The organism is Mesorhizobium sp. M1399, from assembly GCF_040317735.1.
Classification (GTDB): Bacteria; Pseudomonadota; Alphaproteobacteria; order Rhizobiales; family Rhizobiaceae; genus Mesorhizobium.
Map to the genome: position 1 here is coordinate 452010 of NZ_JAMYKZ010000002.1, position 14176 is coordinate 466185.

The following is a 14176-nucleotide window of genomic DNA, read 5'->3' on the forward strand; positions in this document are numbered from 1 at the left end:
TGCGCGACATGCATTACGTCCAGTGTCCGAGCACCGCCGTAATCGAAATCGCCGCCATAGCCAACAGCGCCAGCTTCCAGAAATCGCTGCGCCGCTTCAGCCCCGGCCAGCCGAGCGGCTTGATGAGCTGGATGACCATCATGGCGATGATGACGAGCGCGAGAAGTTTCGACATGCAGCCTTTGATCAGCATCGCGGCTGGCTGTCAAAGCGGCTCCGCGATCGCGGTCTTTCCACCGCGGCACGCCTCTTTTCAGCACTGTTCGATCACTTCGGTGGACAAATCGGAACGCCGGTCGCGAGAGCCGCACCCTCCTGACTGACTGCTGTCAGTAGGGGTGTGCGATAGTGCCTGCATCGAAAGAGAGGAGACCAGCCATGAACGGTTTTACTATTCTGCGTAGCGTGCAGCACTATGTCGGCAAGATCCGGACGATGCGCAATGAGATCCGCACCCAGCGTTTCATGAACACCCTGCCGGCGGACATCCGCAAGGATATTGGCTGGCCGGACATGTATGGCGACCGCCACAATGGCGGCAATTGAGGCAATCTTTCTGCCCGGCGTTTGGATGCGGCCCGGCGATAAACAGGCATGCTGAAGCCTCCTGACAGTATGGTGTCAGGAGGCTCGTGCCATAGTGGGATGGCCGTCAGAGACGGACGGCCGAGAGGACGATCGATGAAAAGCTGGACCGACAGGCTGAACACGCCTGGCATCAACGGCATAACACCGTCGCCACGCACCATCGCTGATGTCGTCGAAGGCCAGCCGATGCTGGTTCCCACAGCTCGCCAGGTCGATGCATTCATCTGCGCCATCCCCGAAGGCATGGATATGGATATCCGGGCTTTGCGCACCGCGCTCGCCATCGAGCACGGTGCCGAGGTGACATGTCCGGTCACCATCGGCTATCATCTGCGTACCGTCGCCGAGGCCGCCAACGAGGATCTTGAGCGTGGCATGGCGCTGGGCGACATTGCGCCGTTCTGGCGGGTGCTCGACGCAAGCACGCCGACAACGAGGAAACTGTCCTTCGGCGCGGCCTCCGTCGCCGCGCAGCGCAAGCGCGAAGGGCTAGAGCAATAGACGCCGAGGGACCATACGATGCGCCGCGCCGACAGGCTCTTCCAGATCGTGCAGCACCTGCGCGGTGGCCGTCTGGTCACCGCCCAGAAGCTGGGCACGTGGCTCGAGGTTTCCGAGCGGACCATCTATCGCGACATCGCCGACCTGCAGTCGACCGGCGTGCCGATCGACGGCGAGGCCGGTGTCGGCTACATGATGAGGGAGGGTTTCGACCTTCCGCCGCTGATGTTCACGCGTGACGAGATCGTCGCGCTGGTCGCCGGCGCCCGCATGGTGCGCGCCTTTGGCGGCGCGGCCATGGCGCGAGCCGCCGACGAGGCGCTGGTCAAGATCGGCGCCGTGCTGCCCGACGCCGAAAAGGACCGCATCGCCCGCACCGAGATCCACACGCCGATGTGGGTGGTAAGCGACGCCGCCCGCGAAGCCATCGACCTGATTGAGCGGTCCATCGAGAAACGTCAGGTGCTGACCATCGACTATTCGGATGAGGCCGGCCGCAGCACCGCGCGCGACATCCGCCCACTCGGCCTGTGGTTCTGGGGCAAGGTGTGGACCTTGGTCGCCTGGTGCGAGATGCGCGGCGATTTCCGCGCCTTCCGCATCGACCGCATCGCCTCCGTGGTCATCGCCGGCCGCACCTTCAAGCCGGAGCGCGGCAAGCAGCTCGCCGATTTCTACCGCGCGGTGGAACGCAGCGAGGACTACGGCATGGCACCGGACCGGGCGGCGCGAAGCTGACACGGAAGATCGAAAAAAAAGCCCGCTTGAAAGCGGGCTTTTTGTTTTGGATGCGAGACCTCTATTCCTCTTCGTCCGTATCCTTGTCCTTCGACTTCAGCGCCGAAAGCTTGGCGAAGACGGCGTTGGCGTCGAGTTCGCGGTCCTCGTCCTTCGGCTTTTCCGGCGCCGGCACCAGCCGTTCGGTCAAGGCGGCCGGCAGCAGCGTATCGCCGACCGGCTGCGCCTGCTCGCGGCCGCGCGAGGCGCGGTTGATTTCCATGTCGAGGTCGATCTGCGACGTCAGGCCGAGCGTCACTGGATCCATCGGCTGGAGATTGGCGGAGTTCCAGTGTTTTCTGTCGCGGATCTGGTCGATCGTCGACTTCGTCGTGCCGACAAGGCGGGAAATCTGCGCATCCTTGAGCTCGGGATGGTTGCGCACCAGCCAGAGGATGGCGTTGGGCCGGTCCTGGCGCTTGGACAGCGGCGTGTAGCGCGGACCCTTGCGCTTGGATTCCGGCACCCGCACCTTGGGGTCGGAGAGCTTCAGCCGGTGGTTCGGGTCCTTCTCGGCGCGCGCGATCTCGTTGCGAGTGAGCTGGCCGGTCATGATCGGGTCCATACCCTTGATGCCTTGCGCCGATTCGCCGTCGGCGATCGCCTTGACCTCAAGCGGATGCAGTCCGCAGAACTGCGCGATCTGCTCGAAGGAAAGCGCTGTGTTGTCAACCAGCCAGACGGCGGTCGCTTTTGGCATCAGCAGCGTATTGGCCATTACAAAAATCCTTCTCGTTCGCCCGCGTTCCCGCGCGGGCGGTGGTTTACAGCCACCAAAATGGGAAAATCGCGGTCTATATAACTGCTCACTCGCCATTTCGCAATGTTTTTGGCAGGCGCGCGTCAAGGACGGCATGGCGGCGCGACCAGCAGACCGCGAAGGGTCGGCACATGAAGCCATGCAGTCGAAAGCTTCAAAAAGACAAAGCCCGCCAGACCAAGGTCGGGCGGGCTCGGAACCGACGACGGAAATCCGTCTGCTACGGCTCTGGCTTCTAAGGCTTGATCCCGAACCGCGGCTCGGCGTTGCGGAAAAGCAGCGCCCGGTCTTCGGACAGGATCGTGCTCGAGATCAAAGCCCTTGGCGGGCGATTCTCTCTATGTCGCCGCGGTTGATGCCGAGATCATTGAGCTGACGAGCGTTCAGCCGGTTCAGTTCGCGCACGGTTTCGTTGTACATGCGCCAGTTACGGAAAGCGCGGATCGGGTTCATGGTAGTCCTCCATCGTTTCGATGCCGCGCAAATAGGCATCGGCGATGAAAAATTGAACAGACGCTTTTGCATGGCGGCAATGCGTTTGTTGCATTGCACCATTAAGCCTTCGTTCAGCCTGTTTACCGGCCGTCAGGCGACATCGAGCACAATCTTGCCAATGTGCTCACCCTCCTCCATCCGCTCATGCGCCCGCCAGGCTTCCTTGAGCGGGAAGATCGTGTCCATCACCGGTGCAACCTTGCGCGTGCCGAGCAGCGGCCAAACCTGCGCCTCCAGCGCAGCCGCGACTGCCGCCTTGAAGTCCACCGTGCGTGGCCTGAGCAGCGAACCCGTGTGCACGAGTCGCTTGGCCATGATTTTGAAGAAATCGGCGCTCGCCACCGCTCCGCCCTGCGTCGCGATCTGGACGATGCGGCCCTCCACGGCCGCAGCCTCGTAGTTTCGCGCGACATAATCGCCGCCGACCATGTCGAGGATGACGTTGGCGCCCTTGCCGCCGGTTGCCTCCTTGACCGCGGCGACGAAGTCCTCCTCGCGGTAGTTGACCGCCCGGTCGGCACCGAGCTTGAGGCAGGCGTCGCATTTCTCCTTGCTGCCGGCGGTGGTGACGACATAAGCGCCGAAAGCGGCAGCAAGCTGAATCGCCGTCGTTCCGATACCCGATGAGCCGCCATGCACGAGCAGCGTCTCGCCGCTCTTCAGGCCGCCGCGCTCGAAGACATTGTGCCAAACAGTGAAGTAGTTTTCCGGCAGCGCCGCCGCTTCGGTGTAGGTAAAGCCGGCGGGCAGCGGCAGCACGCTGCCGGCATGAACCTTGACATATTCGGCATAGCCGCCGCCCGCCGTCAGCGCGCAGACCCGGTCGCCGACGCGCCAGCGCGATATCTCGTCGCCGAGGGCGGCGACTTCGCCCGCCGCTTCCAGGCCCGGCAGATCCGACGCACCTGGCGGCGGCGGATAGGCACCCTTGCGCTGCTGCACGTCGGGCCGGTTGACGCCGGCGGCACGCACCCGGATCAGGATCTCGCCAGGGCCGGGTACCGGCACGTCGCGGGTTTCCGGTTTCAGCACCCGCGGCCCGCCCGGCTCCGAGATGGCGATCGCCATCATCCTGGCCGGAATTTTCTGTGCGTTCGCCATGAATTTTCCCGTCGTGTTTCGCCGGTTTCTAGCGCCAGCTATTGCCTGCCATTTGCATCCATACCCCTGCCCTATGTATGCTCATTGGCAAATCAGGCAAATGGGCAATCACGGAGGAGCGACGATGGCGGTCTTCGACGACGAACCCAAGAAGAAAGCGCGCCCGCACGAGATCGGGCAGGATCTGTCGCTGCTTTCTGTCGATGAATTGTCCGAGCGGATCGGCATCCTGCGCGGCGAGATCGCCCGGCTGGAAGCCGAGCTCATGACCAAGGGCTCCACCAAGTCGGCGGCAGAGGCGCTGTTTCGCCGCGGATAGTACTGCGGGCAATTCCAAAAGCTCGGGCACGCCGCCGAAAAGCCCGAATGCCGCTGTCTCCAGACCTGTGCCCCGAACCCCAGCCGGATTGAACAATGTTCGCAAGCTACAGACCGATCCTCTCGCTGCTGCGCGGCACCGCGTTCCTGCTGGCGGCATCCGGGCTGCACGGGCTGCTGTTGCCGCTGCGCGGCCAGGTGGAGGGCTTCTCGACCGCATCGCTCGGCCTGATGGGCACGGCTTGGGCCGGCGGCTTCGTCACCGGCTGCTTCTTTGCGCCACGCATCGTGCGCCGCGCCGGTCATGTCAGGGCTTTCGGCGCCTTTGCCGCATCGGGAGCGATCGTCGCACTGCTCACCGGCCTGATCATTGATGAATATACCTGGATCCTGCTGCGCGCCTTCACCGGCTTCACCATGGCCGGTGCTTTCATGGTCATCGAAAGCTGGCTGAACGAGAAGGCCACCAACGAAAACCGCGGCACCGTCTTCGGCCTCTACATGATGGTCACCTATGCCTCGATCATGGGCGGTCAGATGATCGTTGCCGGCGGCGATGTGAAATCGGCGTCGCTATTCATGATCACCGGCATTCTGTTTTGCCTATCACTGATCCCGACGGCGGTCTCGACGGCGTCGCACCCCAAGCCGCTGCAGGACGTGTCGCTTGACGTCAAAGGGCTCTACGTCAATTCGCCGGTGTCGGCGATCGCCTGCGTGCTGATCGGCATCGCCAACGGCGCCTGGGGCACGCTTGGTGCCGTTTATGGAGCTCGCATCGGCATCTCGACGGCCGAGATCGCGCTCATGATGAGCCTGGTGGTCATCGCCGGCGCCGCCATGCAGCTTCCGGCCGGGCGGCTCTCCGACACGACGGACCGTCGTTTCGTGCTGGCGGGCGCGGCTTTCGGCGCTGCGCTGTTCGCCATCGCCATCTTCCTGTTCGAACCGCGCTCCGGCGTCTTCGTTATCGTCTGCACCGCCGCCTACGGCGCCTTCGCCTACACGCTCTATTCGATCGCGGTGGCGCATGCCAACGACCATGCCCGATCGGAAGACTTCGTCAAAGTGTCGGGCGGCCTGCTGCTGCTTTATGGCTTCGGCACGATGATCGGCCCGCTGCTGGCCGCCGGCCTGATGGGCTGGATGCGTCCCGAGGGGCTGTTCCTGGCTACTGCGTTGGCGCATCTCTGCCTGGCCGCCTATACGCTGCTGCGCATCAGCCGTCGCGCGCCGGTGCCAATCGAAGGCCGCGATGCCTTCAAGACCCAGCCGGCCGACCGCTCGGTGACGCCGGAAGCGTTGCGGCTCGACCCGCGCAGAAAAGCTGAAACCGACGGTTGAGATTCGAGACGCTTTGCCCCACAAATAAGGCATGATGCTTTCCGACGCCTTCATGGCGATTGCCGATCCCAACCGGCGCTATCTCTTGGAAGAGCTCCGGCGCGGACCGAAGACCGTCAACGAACTGGCCTCTGGCTTGCCGGTGTCCCGCCCGGCCGTTTCGCAGCATCTGAAGGTGCTGCTTGATGCCGGGCTGGTCAACGCCAAGCCGGAAGGCACCAGGCGCGTCTATACGGTCAGCAATGCCGGCTTCCTAAAGCTCAACATCTGGCTCGACCAGTTCTGGGATGCAGAGCAGCTCGGTTCACCCGGAAGCTGAGAGGCGTCGTCCGCGCGTCGGGCAGCTCGTGCAGCCTCGGGCCTGGAGCAATTCCAGGAAAAGTGTGAAACGGTTTTCCGTCCGGAATTGCGCAAAAAACAAAAGGATCGAGCGGTTCGGCGTTTCCGTGAAACGATGAACCACTCTCTAGCCGTTGTTGTAGGGGAAGAGCTTGAAATAGGGCTGCGCTTCCTCGATCACACGGGCAACCGACGGGCGCCGCAGCAGCCGGTCGTGATAGCGCCTCACCGCAGGATATTTGTCGCCGAACGGCTCGACCTTGTTAGCGTAGAACAGCGCGGGGGCGGCGGCGCAGTCGGCCATGGTGAAGCTCCCGCCCACCGCCCATGTCCTCGACTGCATGTCCTGTTCGATGACGGCGTAGGAGCTGCGCAGCTGGGCGCGGGCCTGCTCGACGCCGAACGGATCGGTCTTGCCCTCCGGCCGCAGCCGGTCGCCGACGATCTTCTGCATCGGTTCCTGGACGTAGAAGTCATAGAAGCGGTCGGCGAGCCGGGTCTGGCGAGCGAGATCGACATCGGCGGGGATCAGTTCGGCCGGCCCAGGATAATACGCGTTGAGATATTCGATGACGATTGTCGATTCCGGCACGGTCCGATCCAGCGCTTCATCACGCAGTACCGGCATCTTGCCGAGCGGCCACAATTTCAGAAACGCCGCGCGCGACTGTTCATTGCCGAGATCGACGACGACGGATGTGAATGGCGTGCCGTTCTCATAGAGCGCGATCAGCGGCTTCCAGCAGAAGGAGGCCAGTGGATGAAGATGCATAGTCAGGGACATTGGTTGTCGTTCCTTGGGTGGTTCGTCTCGCGGAAATTCGGTGTTGAGGTCAGGCTTGGTACTATTTGGCTTGGCTGTGGGTGACGATGGCATCGATGATCGCGGCCCAGTCGTCGGGATGCAGCTCGTGGCCGCCGCCCTCGATCCGGACCAGCCGTGCGCCGGCGACCGCGTCGGCAAGAGCGGCGCCATGCTCGACTGGAAAGATCGGATCGTCGGTGCCGTGGATAACGAGGAGCGGGATCTTCATCTCGTGCAGCCGCCCCGTCCAGTCCTGGCCGCTCCGATCTTCGCCGCTCCCATCTTCGCCGCTCTTGAGCATGAAATGATTGGTGGCGCTTAGAAAGCCGCCGGACCGGTCGTAATCCTGTTCGACGAAAGCCCGCGTGCGCTGCTCGTCGAATGAGCGTGCGGTGCCGGTGAGCGCATACGCGTCCTTGACGATGAAATCGACCGCCTGGCCACGGTCAGACCAGTCGACCTTCGCGCCTTCGTCCGAATGTTTCCTGTAGGCCTCGGTGGTTCCGGGCAGATGCGACGTATCAATGCCCAAGGGCGAGCTGCTGATCACCGTAAGCGAAGTGACACGCGACGGGTATTTCAACGCAACGAGCTGCGCAATCACGCCGCCCATCGACATGCCGACCACGTGCGCCTTTCGGATTCCCTGGTCGTCAAGGACGCGGATGGCATCGTCCGCCATGTCGTCGAATGTATAAGGCGGCTCGCCCGGCGCGTATTTCGTCGAACGGCCGGTATCGCGATTGTCATAGCGGACCACGAAGCGACCCTCGCCGGCCAACTTCCGGCAAAACGCTTCCGGCCACCAGAGCATGGAAGCCATGGCGCCCATGATCAACAATACCGCCGGATGTGCCGGATCGCCGAACGTCTGGGATACGATTTCGGGGTGTTCGGCGTTTCTCATGGCTTTCCTCCTCGGGTCGCGAATCTGATTGCAATTTGCAATCGGTTGCACGATATTAAAACCGATACGATAATGCAACCGGTTTTTGGAGATTCGCATGAACATCGATCGCCGGTCCGGATGTCCGATCAATCTGTCGCTCGAAGTGTTCGGCGATCGGTGGAGCCTGATCATCCTTCGCGACATCATCTTCGGCGGCAGACGCCACTTTCGCGAGCTGCTCAATGGCTCGATGGAGGGCATCGCCTCCAACATCCTCGCCGACCGGCTGAAACGGCTGATGGAGCTCAGCATGCTGACCAAGGCGGACGATCCCTCCCACAAGCAGAAGGCGATCTACAGCCTGACCGAAATGGCTATTACGCTGGTGCCGATCCTGGCGCATCTCGGCGCCTGGGGCCGCGTCTGGCTCCCGGTCAGCGAAGAGCTCTCTATCCGTGCCGAGCTTCTGGAAAAAGGCGGCCCGCCGATGTGGGATAAGTTCATGAACGAGTTGCGCCACGAGCATCTAGGTGCGTCTCCCGCCCCATCTGGACCCACCGTGCGCGCGACCTTGCAGGCCGCATACGATGCGGTGATCGCCCGCAATGCGGAGCGAGTCGGGTGCGATCCGGCGCCATGACCAACTTATTTTCCCAATTGCGGGCTGGCTCTGCTATTAAGGGACTGAAGATAATTTACCGGATTGGATAACGCTCTTGGTCGAGAACTCTAAGGACACTGCCCGTGCGCGGGCCGATTTGCGTTTCAAGAAACAGGAAGAGGCAGCCACGGTGCGCCAGAAGGCCATGGCGGAATATGTCGCCGAGAGCGACGCTCGCCAAGCCAAAACCAATAAGCTGCGGGCGCTGCGCCTCGCCAAGGAAGCGGAAGATCTGGCCAATGCGCCTCCGGCGCCGGTGAAGAAGTCCCGCGCCAAGAAGAAATAAGCCGGCGTCCTTGGATCGCATTGCTTCGTTTCGTACGGGGAACAGTTTTCACCGCGATCTGTTCTGCCGGTTGACAACTGGCGCGTTTAGGAGGCGGCCATGACCGCACTGACGCTCGACAAAGCCCTTGAGATCATTGCCGCCGCCTTTGCCAAGGCTGCCGAGCTCAAGCTCAGGCCGCTTGGCGTCTCGGTGCTCGACGCTGGCGCGCATCTGGTCTCGTTCCAGCGTCAGGACGGCGCCTCGTTCCTGCGTCCGCAAATGTCGGCCGGCAAGGCCTATGGCGCGCTCGCTATCGGCATGGGCTCGCGCCGGGTGGAGGCTTTCGCCAAGGAGCGCCCGCATCTGATAGCCGGCGTCTCCGACGTGTCGGGCGGACGCGTCCTGCCGGTCGTCGGCGGCGTGCTGATCCGCGATAAGGCTGGCACGATCATCGGTGCCGTCGGCATTTCCGGCGATACGTCGGACAATGATGAAACGGCAGCCATCGCTGGCATCGAGGCGGCTGGCTTCACCGCCGACCCGGGCTGAGCCAGGATCCTTAATTCATGTTGATGTCGCGGCTGGCCGACCGCATCGACACCGAAAAGCCGGCCAGCACGTCGATCAGTGCTATGACCATCAGTGTGAAAAAGACGGAATGGGCGGCGCCCTTCACCAGCAGGAATTCGACCAGATAGGCCACAAAGACGAAGGTCGACAAAAGGTGGTCCATGATCGAGGCATTTGTCGTTCGCGTCGACTTCACCACTTCGACGAACAAGAAGATCAATGCGATCAGCACGATGAGATCGCCGAGGGTCATCGAGAACACCCCGCCCGACATCATCCGGACCGAAAACATTTCGGTCGCCCACGGGTCGTCGCCGCTACCGAATATTCCCAGAAGCCCGAGATTGTAGAGGATGAAAGGCACGATCAGCAGCGGAATGGCACCGAACATGTGGCGGCTCCGGTTGGACTGATCTTTGTAGAGTGCGCCCGGCGTTCGCCGTCAAGAATTTTCGTGCGGCCCATAAACACGGACAAAGACGGCGTGAAACAACAATGTCAGCCCCGGCCGGTATGATCAGTTGTCGACGAACCCAAAAAGACCGGCCAGTGGCCGGTCTTTTGCAATAATAAACCGTAGAAAGCTCTCTCAGCTTTCCTTCGGCTCCAGCACCTGGCGACCGCGATACATGCCGGTCTTCAGGTCGATATGGTGCGGACGGCGCATCTCGCCGGAGTTCTTGTCCTCGACATAGGTCGGGGCCTTCAGTGCGTCGGCGGAACGGCGCATGCCGCGCTTCGACGGAGAGGTTTTTCGTTTCGGAACGGCCATGGATATGCTCCACTACATGGTCAAAACGCCCCGGCGGCCCTCGTGAAAGGGCCACGTCAGGGGCCGGAATCTGAGAAAGTCGGCTGCCTATACACGCCCGATGGCGTTTTGGCCAGCGTCGCCGTGTTTTTTTTTGACACTATCGCAGGCAACCGACATAGGCGCCGGCGCGGCCCGCGCGCCGTTCGATCAACGCGGCAAGCCGCCTCAGTCCCGGCCCGGGCTTCGCCGGATTGCGCACGATCGGGTTCGGCAAGGTGACGGCAAGCAGCGCTGCCTGTCGGCGCGACAGCTGTTTTGCCGAGACGCCGAAATGATGTTGGGCGGCGGCCTCGATGCCGTAGATGCCCGGTCCCCATTCGGCGATGTTGAGGTAGATCTCCATGATCCGCCGTTTCGACAGCACCGCATCGAAATAGACGGCCAGCGGCAGTTCGACGACCTTACGGACCGAGCCCAGCGGCCGCGACCATAGATAAAGGTTCTTTACCGTCTGCATGGTGATGGTCGAGGCGCCACGCGTCATCTCGCCGGCGAGCGCATCGTCGACGACGCCGCGCAACTCGCCCAGATCTACGCCGCGATGGAAACAGAACTGCCCGTCCTCCGACATGATGACCGAATATGCCAGCACCGGCGCCACATCATCGATAGAAACCCAGCGCCGATCGTAGCCGGAAAACGTCGCGAGGTCCTTCAGCATCAATGTCGACACCGGGTGCACGAATGACGGCAGGTACAGAAAGGTCAGAACCACCGGCATCAGCGCCAGCACGATGGCGACAGCGATGCCGCGCCGGACCCAGCGTTGAAGACCGATGCGGCTGCCGCGTCTCGGTCTCGCCATGTCCAACCCTTCGGTTTCGTGATCGACGATCGGTTCCGCCAAGCCACCCAATCCGCGCTACTCCCTGCCCCGGCATAATGGCGCTTGGCTTCTTGCGCAACGTCTGAGTGTCGGCTACCGCTCCCGACCATGACGAAAGACGACCAAATGGCGTTCGAGGCTGCACTTATTGCCCGGGCAGTTCCGCTCGAGGCGCTGCTGAGGCGGTTGCTCGACGGACGCACGCTTTCAGGCGAGATCGCGCGGCCGGAACGCCTGATGGCCGCGATGCGACATGGCGTTCTGAACGGCGGCAAACGACTGCGCCCCTTCCTGGTCATGGAAAGTTCTGCACTGTTTTCAGCCGACGTCGAGCCGGCGCTGCGCGTCGCGGCAGCGCTCGAATGCGTGCACTGCTATTCGCTCATCCATGACGATCTGCCGGCCATGGACGATGACGATATGCGCCGTGGCCAGCCGACCGTGCACAGGGCTTTCGATGAAGCGACAGCCATTCTTGCCGGCGACGCCTTGTTGACGCTTGCCTTCGACATCCTTGCCGACGAGGCGACAATGCTGCCGGCCGAGCGCAGGGCAGCGCTGGTGCTGGCATTGGCCCGCGCCGCAGGGGCCGGCAGCATGGTCGGCGGCCAGATGCTCGATCTCGAGGCCGAACAAAGCCGGCCGGACGAGGCTGGCATCATTCGGCTTCAGGCGATGAAAACCGGTGCGCTGATCCGCTTTGCCTGCGAAGCGGGCGCCATCGTTGCCGGCGCGCCGTCGGGCGACCGCGAAAGGCTGGCCGAGTTCGGCTCGGCGATCGGGCTTGCCTTTCAGCTTGCCGACGATCTGCTCGACCTGACCGCCGACGCGCATCAGATGGGCAAGGCAACCGGCAAGGATGCCGCGGCCGGCAAGGCGACGCTGGTCGCGCTGCACGGACCGGACTGGGCGCGGGACCAACTCCATGGCCTCGTCGACCAAGCTCATGCGCTGCTCGAGCCCTATGGCGAACAAGCCGCGCTTCTGAAACAAGCGGCGCAGTTCGTTGCGGCCCGCAACAATTAAGCTGCCCCCTATGGCGCGCCGTACAGCCACGGAGAATTGGCGACTGTTCGGCCAGATGCCCTCGCAGCCGGCCGATCGGGATGATTTCCGGCGATGTCGGACCACATGGACTCGCCACGCCAGTTGCCGAACCATTCTTCAGCCTCGCGGCAGGGCTCCGCGGCTCGGGTCGACGCGGTCAGCCTTCGCCAGTTGTCTTTTCCACCACGGGCTGCGGAACCGGTTCCATTTCGGCCACCGCCTCGACCGCTCGCGCTTCGGCCGGCTTGCGCCGGTTGCGGATGAAGGCGGCGATACGGTCGCGGATTTCGCCGGCGCTGAGGAACACCGGAACGCGTGCCACCGGCGCGGTCGGCTCGAAGGATAGGCCAAGGCCGGTGATCCTGCCCTTGTCGTCGACGTCGCGGACGATCAGCTCGATCGGACCGAGCAGCACGCGGTCGGCATATTCGGCGTGGCCGCCGAGCCGCGCCGTGACCAGATCGCCAATGGTGAGCTTGCGTTCCGCTTCGGTCAGGCCCGGCGCGTAGGCGGTCTCCAGTTCCTCGGCGGAGCGTGACGGATCGACGGCAAAGGCGCCGAAGAAATCCGCATCCTCGGGATCGACCACGGCACGGCTGGCGAACAGCTTGTCGAGCAGGCGCGGATAGCGGTCCGGCACGAAGATGTAGACATGATCGCCAGCCGCCAGCCGGCCCATATCCTGGAAGCGCATCGAGCGTCCGTCTCGCAGCACAAGCGACGGCCGCGCCCAGCGCGGAATGCGTTCGCCCCGCGCCACCGGGCTGCCGGGTGCCACACGGTAGGCAAGAAGCTCATGATGGGCGGAGCCCGGCAGTTCCAATTCGACCTTGTCGAGCGGTCCCAGGCGGGCCGGCACGATAAGGCCGAGGCGGCGCGCCAGCGGCCCGACGGTCCATCCCTGGATGACCAGAGAGACCAGCACGATGATGAAGGCGGTGTTGAAGATGAGGCGGCCGTTCTCAAGACCGCCGAGCAGCGGCGTGATAGCAAGCAGGATCGACACGGCGCCACGCAGGCCAACCCATGAGACAAAGGCGACTTCCGGGCGTGGCAGACGGAACGGCACCAGGCATAGCCAGACGGCGACTGGCCGTGCGACAAATATCAGGAACAGTCCGAGCAGCACCGCCGGCACCAGGATCGCCGGAAATTGCGAAGGCGTCGCGAACAGGCCGAGGATCAGGAACATGATGATCTGCGCCAACCACGACATCCCGTCCTGAAAGCGCTTGAGGATGGTGACAGCCCGGATATCGGAATTGCCGGCGATCAGGCCCGCGAGATAGACCGCCAGGAAGCCGGAGCCGCCGACGGCGCCGGCGGCGGCAAACACCATCAGCGACAGCGTCAGCACGAAGATCGGCAGCAGGCCGTGATCTAGATTGAGGCGATCGACAAGGCGCACGATGGCCATGCCGCCGAGAATACCGATGACCGCACCGAGCCCCATGTTGACAAGGAAACCGACGGCAAGATCGGTAACCAGCACCTTGGCCTCGGGGTGGGTGTTGGCGGCGATGACCTCGACCAGCGTGATGGTCAGGAAGATGGCGATCGGGTCATTGGTGCCGGATTCCACCTCGAGCGTCGAACGCACGCGTTCGCGCAAATTGATCTCGCCGGCGCGCAGCAGGAAGAACACCGCCGCGGCGTCGGTCGAGGCGACGGCGGCACCGAGCAGGAAGGATTCCAGCCATGTCAGGTCGAGCAAATAATAGGCGGCGGCGCCGAACAGGCCAGTGGTCAAAAGGACGCCGAAGGTCGCCAGCGACAGCGCCGGCCCGGCCGCCTGCCGCAAGGCATTGAGCGGCGTGCCGAAGCCGGAATCGAAAAGGATCACCGCCAGCGCCAATGAGCCGGCAAAATAGGCAAATCGGGCATTGTCGAAATGGATTCCGAGACCGTCGGTTCCGGTGGCAAGGCCGATGCAGAGAAACAGCAGCAGGAGGGGGGCGCCGAAACGGAAGGCGATCAGGCTCGAAAACGCGGCGGCAACGACAAGTGCTGCGCCAACGAGCGTCACCAGATAGATACCATGCTCCATTCGTTGGTCGCCCCTAGTCGATATGC

Annotated in this window: 20 protein-coding genes; 10 read left to right on the forward strand and 10 right to left on the reverse strand. The window is 63.1% G+C overall.

The window, feature by feature from the left end; all coding sequences use genetic code 11:
* Positions 1-13: 13 nt before the first annotated feature.
* Entirely contained in the window at positions 14-175 is a 162-nt protein-coding gene (locus tag NKH05_RS04705; RefSeq protein WP_008873884.1) for a hypothetical protein, read from the reverse strand.
* Positions 176-378: 203 nt separating this feature from the next.
* Here NKH05_RS04705 and NKH05_RS04710 point away from each other — a divergent pair, with 203 nt between their 5' ends.
* The 3 genes from NKH05_RS04710 to NKH05_RS04720 all read left to right on the forward strand — a co-directional run bounded on the left by NKH05_RS04710 (position 379) and on the right by NKH05_RS04720 (position 1827).
* Positions 379-546, forward strand: a complete 168-nt coding sequence (locus NKH05_RS04710) for a hypothetical protein (RefSeq protein ID WP_023720979.1) — start codon at positions 379-381, stop codon at positions 544-546.
* Between the two features lie 135 nt (positions 547-681).
* Positions 682-1089 (forward strand): hypothetical protein, encoded by a 408-nt coding sequence (locus NKH05_RS04715; protein WP_023720978.1) that lies wholly within the window; start codon positions 682-684, stop codon positions 1087-1089.
* Between the two features lie 18 nt (positions 1090-1107).
* Positions 1108-1827 carry a helix-turn-helix transcriptional regulator gene (locus NKH05_RS04720; RefSeq protein ID WP_023678491.1) on the forward strand — a complete coding sequence of 240 codons (720 nt, stop codon included), beginning with the start codon at positions 1108-1110 and terminating at the stop codon, positions 1825-1827.
* Positions 1828-1888: 61 nt separating this feature from the next.
* Here the strand turns inward: NKH05_RS04720 and NKH05_RS04725 are convergent, their stop codons facing one another.
* The 3 genes from NKH05_RS04725 to NKH05_RS04735 all read right to left on the reverse strand — a co-directional run bounded on the left by NKH05_RS04725 (position 1889) and on the right by NKH05_RS04735 (position 4222).
* Positions 1889-2584 (reverse strand): DUF1013 domain-containing protein, encoded by a 696-nt coding sequence (locus NKH05_RS04725; protein ID WP_352908517.1) that lies wholly within the window; start codon positions 2582-2584, stop codon positions 1889-1891.
* A 354-nt stretch (positions 2585-2938) separates the two neighbouring features.
* A complete protein-coding gene (locus NKH05_RS04730) occupies positions 2939-3079 on the reverse strand; it encodes a DUF1127 domain-containing protein (protein WP_023720976.1) in 141 nt (46 codons plus the stop codon).
* A 132-nt stretch (positions 3080-3211) separates the two neighbouring features.
* Complete coding sequence (locus NKH05_RS04735; protein WP_031194545.1) at positions 3212-4222, reverse strand: NAD(P)H-quinone oxidoreductase; 1011 nt, start codon at positions 4220-4222, stop codon at positions 3212-3214.
* 124 nt (positions 4223-4346) lie between these two features.
* Here NKH05_RS04735 and NKH05_RS04740 point away from each other — a divergent pair, with 124 nt between their 5' ends.
* The 3 genes from NKH05_RS04740 to NKH05_RS04750 all read left to right on the forward strand — a co-directional run bounded on the left by NKH05_RS04740 (position 4347) and on the right by NKH05_RS04750 (position 6203).
* Entirely contained in the window at positions 4347-4541 is a 195-nt protein-coding gene (locus tag NKH05_RS04740) for a DUF1192 domain-containing protein (RefSeq protein WP_023720974.1), read from the forward strand.
* Positions 4542-4636: 95 nt separating this feature from the next.
* The gene (locus NKH05_RS04745) at positions 4637-5884 is read left to right on the forward strand and encodes an MFS transporter (protein WP_352480880.1); all 1248 of its coding nucleotides are present in this window, start codon (positions 4637-4639) and stop codon (positions 5882-5884) included.
* Positions 5885-5915: 31 nt separating this feature from the next.
* Positions 5916-6203 carry an ArsR/SmtB family transcription factor gene (locus NKH05_RS04750; RefSeq protein ID WP_023720972.1) on the forward strand — a complete coding sequence of 96 codons (288 nt, stop codon included), beginning with the start codon at positions 5916-5918 and terminating at the stop codon, positions 6201-6203.
* Positions 6204-6350: 147 nt separating this feature from the next.
* On the opposite strand, the gene NKH05_RS04755 is transcribed toward NKH05_RS04750, so the two are convergent.
* Together NKH05_RS04755 and NKH05_RS04760 are read right to left on the reverse strand one after the other, a co-directional pair.
* Positions 6351-7007, reverse strand: a complete 657-nt coding sequence (locus NKH05_RS04755; protein ID WP_352480879.1) for a glutathione S-transferase family protein — start codon at positions 7005-7007, stop codon at positions 6351-6353.
* A gap of 61 nt (positions 7008-7068) precedes the next feature.
* Positions 7069-7935, reverse strand: a complete 867-nt coding sequence (locus tag NKH05_RS04760) for an alpha/beta fold hydrolase (protein WP_352908516.1) — start codon at positions 7933-7935, stop codon at positions 7069-7071.
* A 97-nt stretch (positions 7936-8032) separates the two neighbouring features.
* Between NKH05_RS04760 and NKH05_RS04765 the strand changes: the two genes are divergently transcribed.
* The 3 genes from NKH05_RS04765 to NKH05_RS04775 all read left to right on the forward strand — a co-directional run bounded on the left by NKH05_RS04765 (position 8033) and on the right by NKH05_RS04775 (position 9395).
* Entirely contained in the window at positions 8033-8557 is a 525-nt protein-coding gene (locus NKH05_RS04765; RefSeq protein WP_023720969.1) for a winged helix-turn-helix transcriptional regulator, read from the forward strand.
* A 76-nt stretch (positions 8558-8633) separates the two neighbouring features.
* A complete protein-coding gene (locus NKH05_RS04770; RefSeq protein ID WP_023720968.1) occupies positions 8634-8864 on the forward strand; it encodes a hypothetical protein in 231 nt (76 codons plus the stop codon).
* Positions 8865-8963: 99 nt separating this feature from the next.
* A complete protein-coding gene (locus NKH05_RS04775) occupies positions 8964-9395 on the forward strand; it encodes a GlcG/HbpS family heme-binding protein (RefSeq protein ID WP_352908515.1) in 432 nt (143 codons plus the stop codon).
* A gap of 10 nt (positions 9396-9405) precedes the next feature.
* On the opposite strand, the gene NKH05_RS04780 is transcribed toward NKH05_RS04775, so the two are convergent.
* The 3 genes from NKH05_RS04780 to NKH05_RS04790 all read right to left on the reverse strand — a co-directional run bounded on the left by NKH05_RS04780 (position 9406) and on the right by NKH05_RS04790 (position 11086).
* Positions 9406-9807 carry a hypothetical protein gene (locus tag NKH05_RS04780; protein ID WP_023720966.1) on the reverse strand — a complete coding sequence of 134 codons (402 nt, stop codon included), beginning with the start codon at positions 9805-9807 and terminating at the stop codon, positions 9406-9408.
* 198 nt (positions 9808-10005) lie between these two features.
* A complete protein-coding gene (rpmF, locus tag NKH05_RS04785) occupies positions 10006-10188 on the reverse strand; it encodes a 50S ribosomal protein L32 (protein ID WP_006203806.1) in 183 nt (60 codons plus the stop codon).
* A gap of 139 nt (positions 10189-10327) precedes the next feature.
* Entirely contained in the window at positions 10328-11086 is a 759-nt protein-coding gene (locus tag NKH05_RS04790) for a transglycosylase domain-containing protein (protein WP_031194544.1), read from the reverse strand.
* 78 nt (positions 11087-11164) lie between these two features.
* On the opposite strand from NKH05_RS04790, the gene NKH05_RS04795 reads away from it, so the two are divergent.
* Positions 11165-12082 carry a polyprenyl synthetase family protein gene (locus NKH05_RS04795; RefSeq protein WP_352494184.1) on the forward strand — a complete coding sequence of 306 codons (918 nt, stop codon included), beginning with the start codon at positions 11165-11167 and terminating at the stop codon, positions 12080-12082.
* A 178-nt stretch (positions 12083-12260) separates the two neighbouring features.
* Here NKH05_RS04795 and NKH05_RS04800 read toward each other — a convergent pair whose 3' ends face one another.
* The gene (locus NKH05_RS04800) at positions 12261-14150 is read right to left on the reverse strand and encodes a potassium/proton antiporter (protein WP_023720962.1); all 1890 of its coding nucleotides are present in this window, start codon (positions 14148-14150) and stop codon (positions 12261-12263) included.
* Between the last annotated feature and the right edge of the window lie 26 nt (positions 14151-14176).

What these genes read in the sequence shown, in the direction of transcription:
- NKH05_RS04705 (WP_008873884.1), bottom strand. Translation starts at nt 175, where the DNA reads ATGTCGAAACTTCTCGCGCTCGTCATCATCGCCATGATGGTCATCCAG.
- NKH05_RS04710 (WP_023720979.1), top strand. Translation starts at nt 379, where the DNA reads ATGAACGGTTTTACTATTCTGCGTAGCGTGCAGCACTATGTCGGCAAG.
- NKH05_RS04715 (WP_023720978.1), top strand. Translation starts at nt 682, where the DNA reads ATGAAAAGCTGGACCGACAGGCTGAACACGCCTGGCATCAACGGCATA.
- NKH05_RS04720 (WP_023678491.1), top strand. Translation starts at nt 1,108, where the DNA reads ATGCGCCGCGCCGACAGGCTCTTCCAGATCGTGCAGCACCTGCGCGGT.
- NKH05_RS04725 (WP_352908517.1), bottom strand. Translation starts at nt 2,584, where the DNA reads ATGGCCAATACGCTGCTGATGCCAAAAGCGACCGCCGTCTGGCTGGTT.
- NKH05_RS04730 (WP_023720976.1), bottom strand. Translation starts at nt 3,079, where the DNA reads ATGAACCCGATCCGCGCTTTCCGTAACTGGCGCATGTACAACGAAACC.
- NKH05_RS04735 (WP_031194545.1), bottom strand. Translation starts at nt 4,222, where the DNA reads ATGGCGAACGCACAGAAAATTCCGGCCAGGATGATGGCGATCGCCATC.
- NKH05_RS04740 (WP_023720974.1), top strand. Translation starts at nt 4,347, where the DNA reads ATGGCGGTCTTCGACGACGAACCCAAGAAGAAAGCGCGCCCGCACGAG.
- NKH05_RS04745 (WP_352480880.1), top strand. Translation starts at nt 4,637, where the DNA reads ATGTTCGCAAGCTACAGACCGATCCTCTCGCTGCTGCGCGGCACCGCG.
- NKH05_RS04750 (WP_023720972.1), top strand. Translation starts at nt 5,916, where the DNA reads ATGATGCTTTCCGACGCCTTCATGGCGATTGCCGATCCCAACCGGCGC.
- NKH05_RS04755 (WP_352480879.1), bottom strand. Translation starts at nt 7,007, where the DNA reads ATGTCCCTGACTATGCATCTTCATCCACTGGCCTCCTTCTGCTGGAAG.
- NKH05_RS04760 (WP_352908516.1), bottom strand. Translation starts at nt 7,935, where the DNA reads ATGAGAAACGCCGAACACCCCGAAATCGTATCCCAGACGTTCGGCGAT.
- NKH05_RS04765 (WP_023720969.1), top strand. Translation starts at nt 8,033, where the DNA reads ATGAACATCGATCGCCGGTCCGGATGTCCGATCAATCTGTCGCTCGAA.
- NKH05_RS04775 (WP_352908515.1), top strand. Translation starts at nt 8,964, where the DNA reads ATGACCGCACTGACGCTCGACAAAGCCCTTGAGATCATTGCCGCCGCC.
- NKH05_RS04780 (WP_023720966.1), bottom strand. Translation starts at nt 9,807, where the DNA reads ATGTTCGGTGCCATTCCGCTGCTGATCGTGCCTTTCATCCTCTACAAT.
- rpmF (WP_006203806.1), bottom strand. Translation starts at nt 10,188, where the DNA reads ATGGCCGTTCCGAAACGAAAAACCTCTCCGTCGAAGCGCGGCATGCGC.
- NKH05_RS04795 (WP_352494184.1), top strand. Translation starts at nt 11,165, where the DNA reads ATGACGAAAGACGACCAAATGGCGTTCGAGGCTGCACTTATTGCCCGG.
- NKH05_RS04800 (WP_023720962.1), bottom strand. Translation starts at nt 14,150, where the DNA reads ATGGAGCATGGTATCTATCTGGTGACGCTCGTTGGCGCAGCACTTGTC.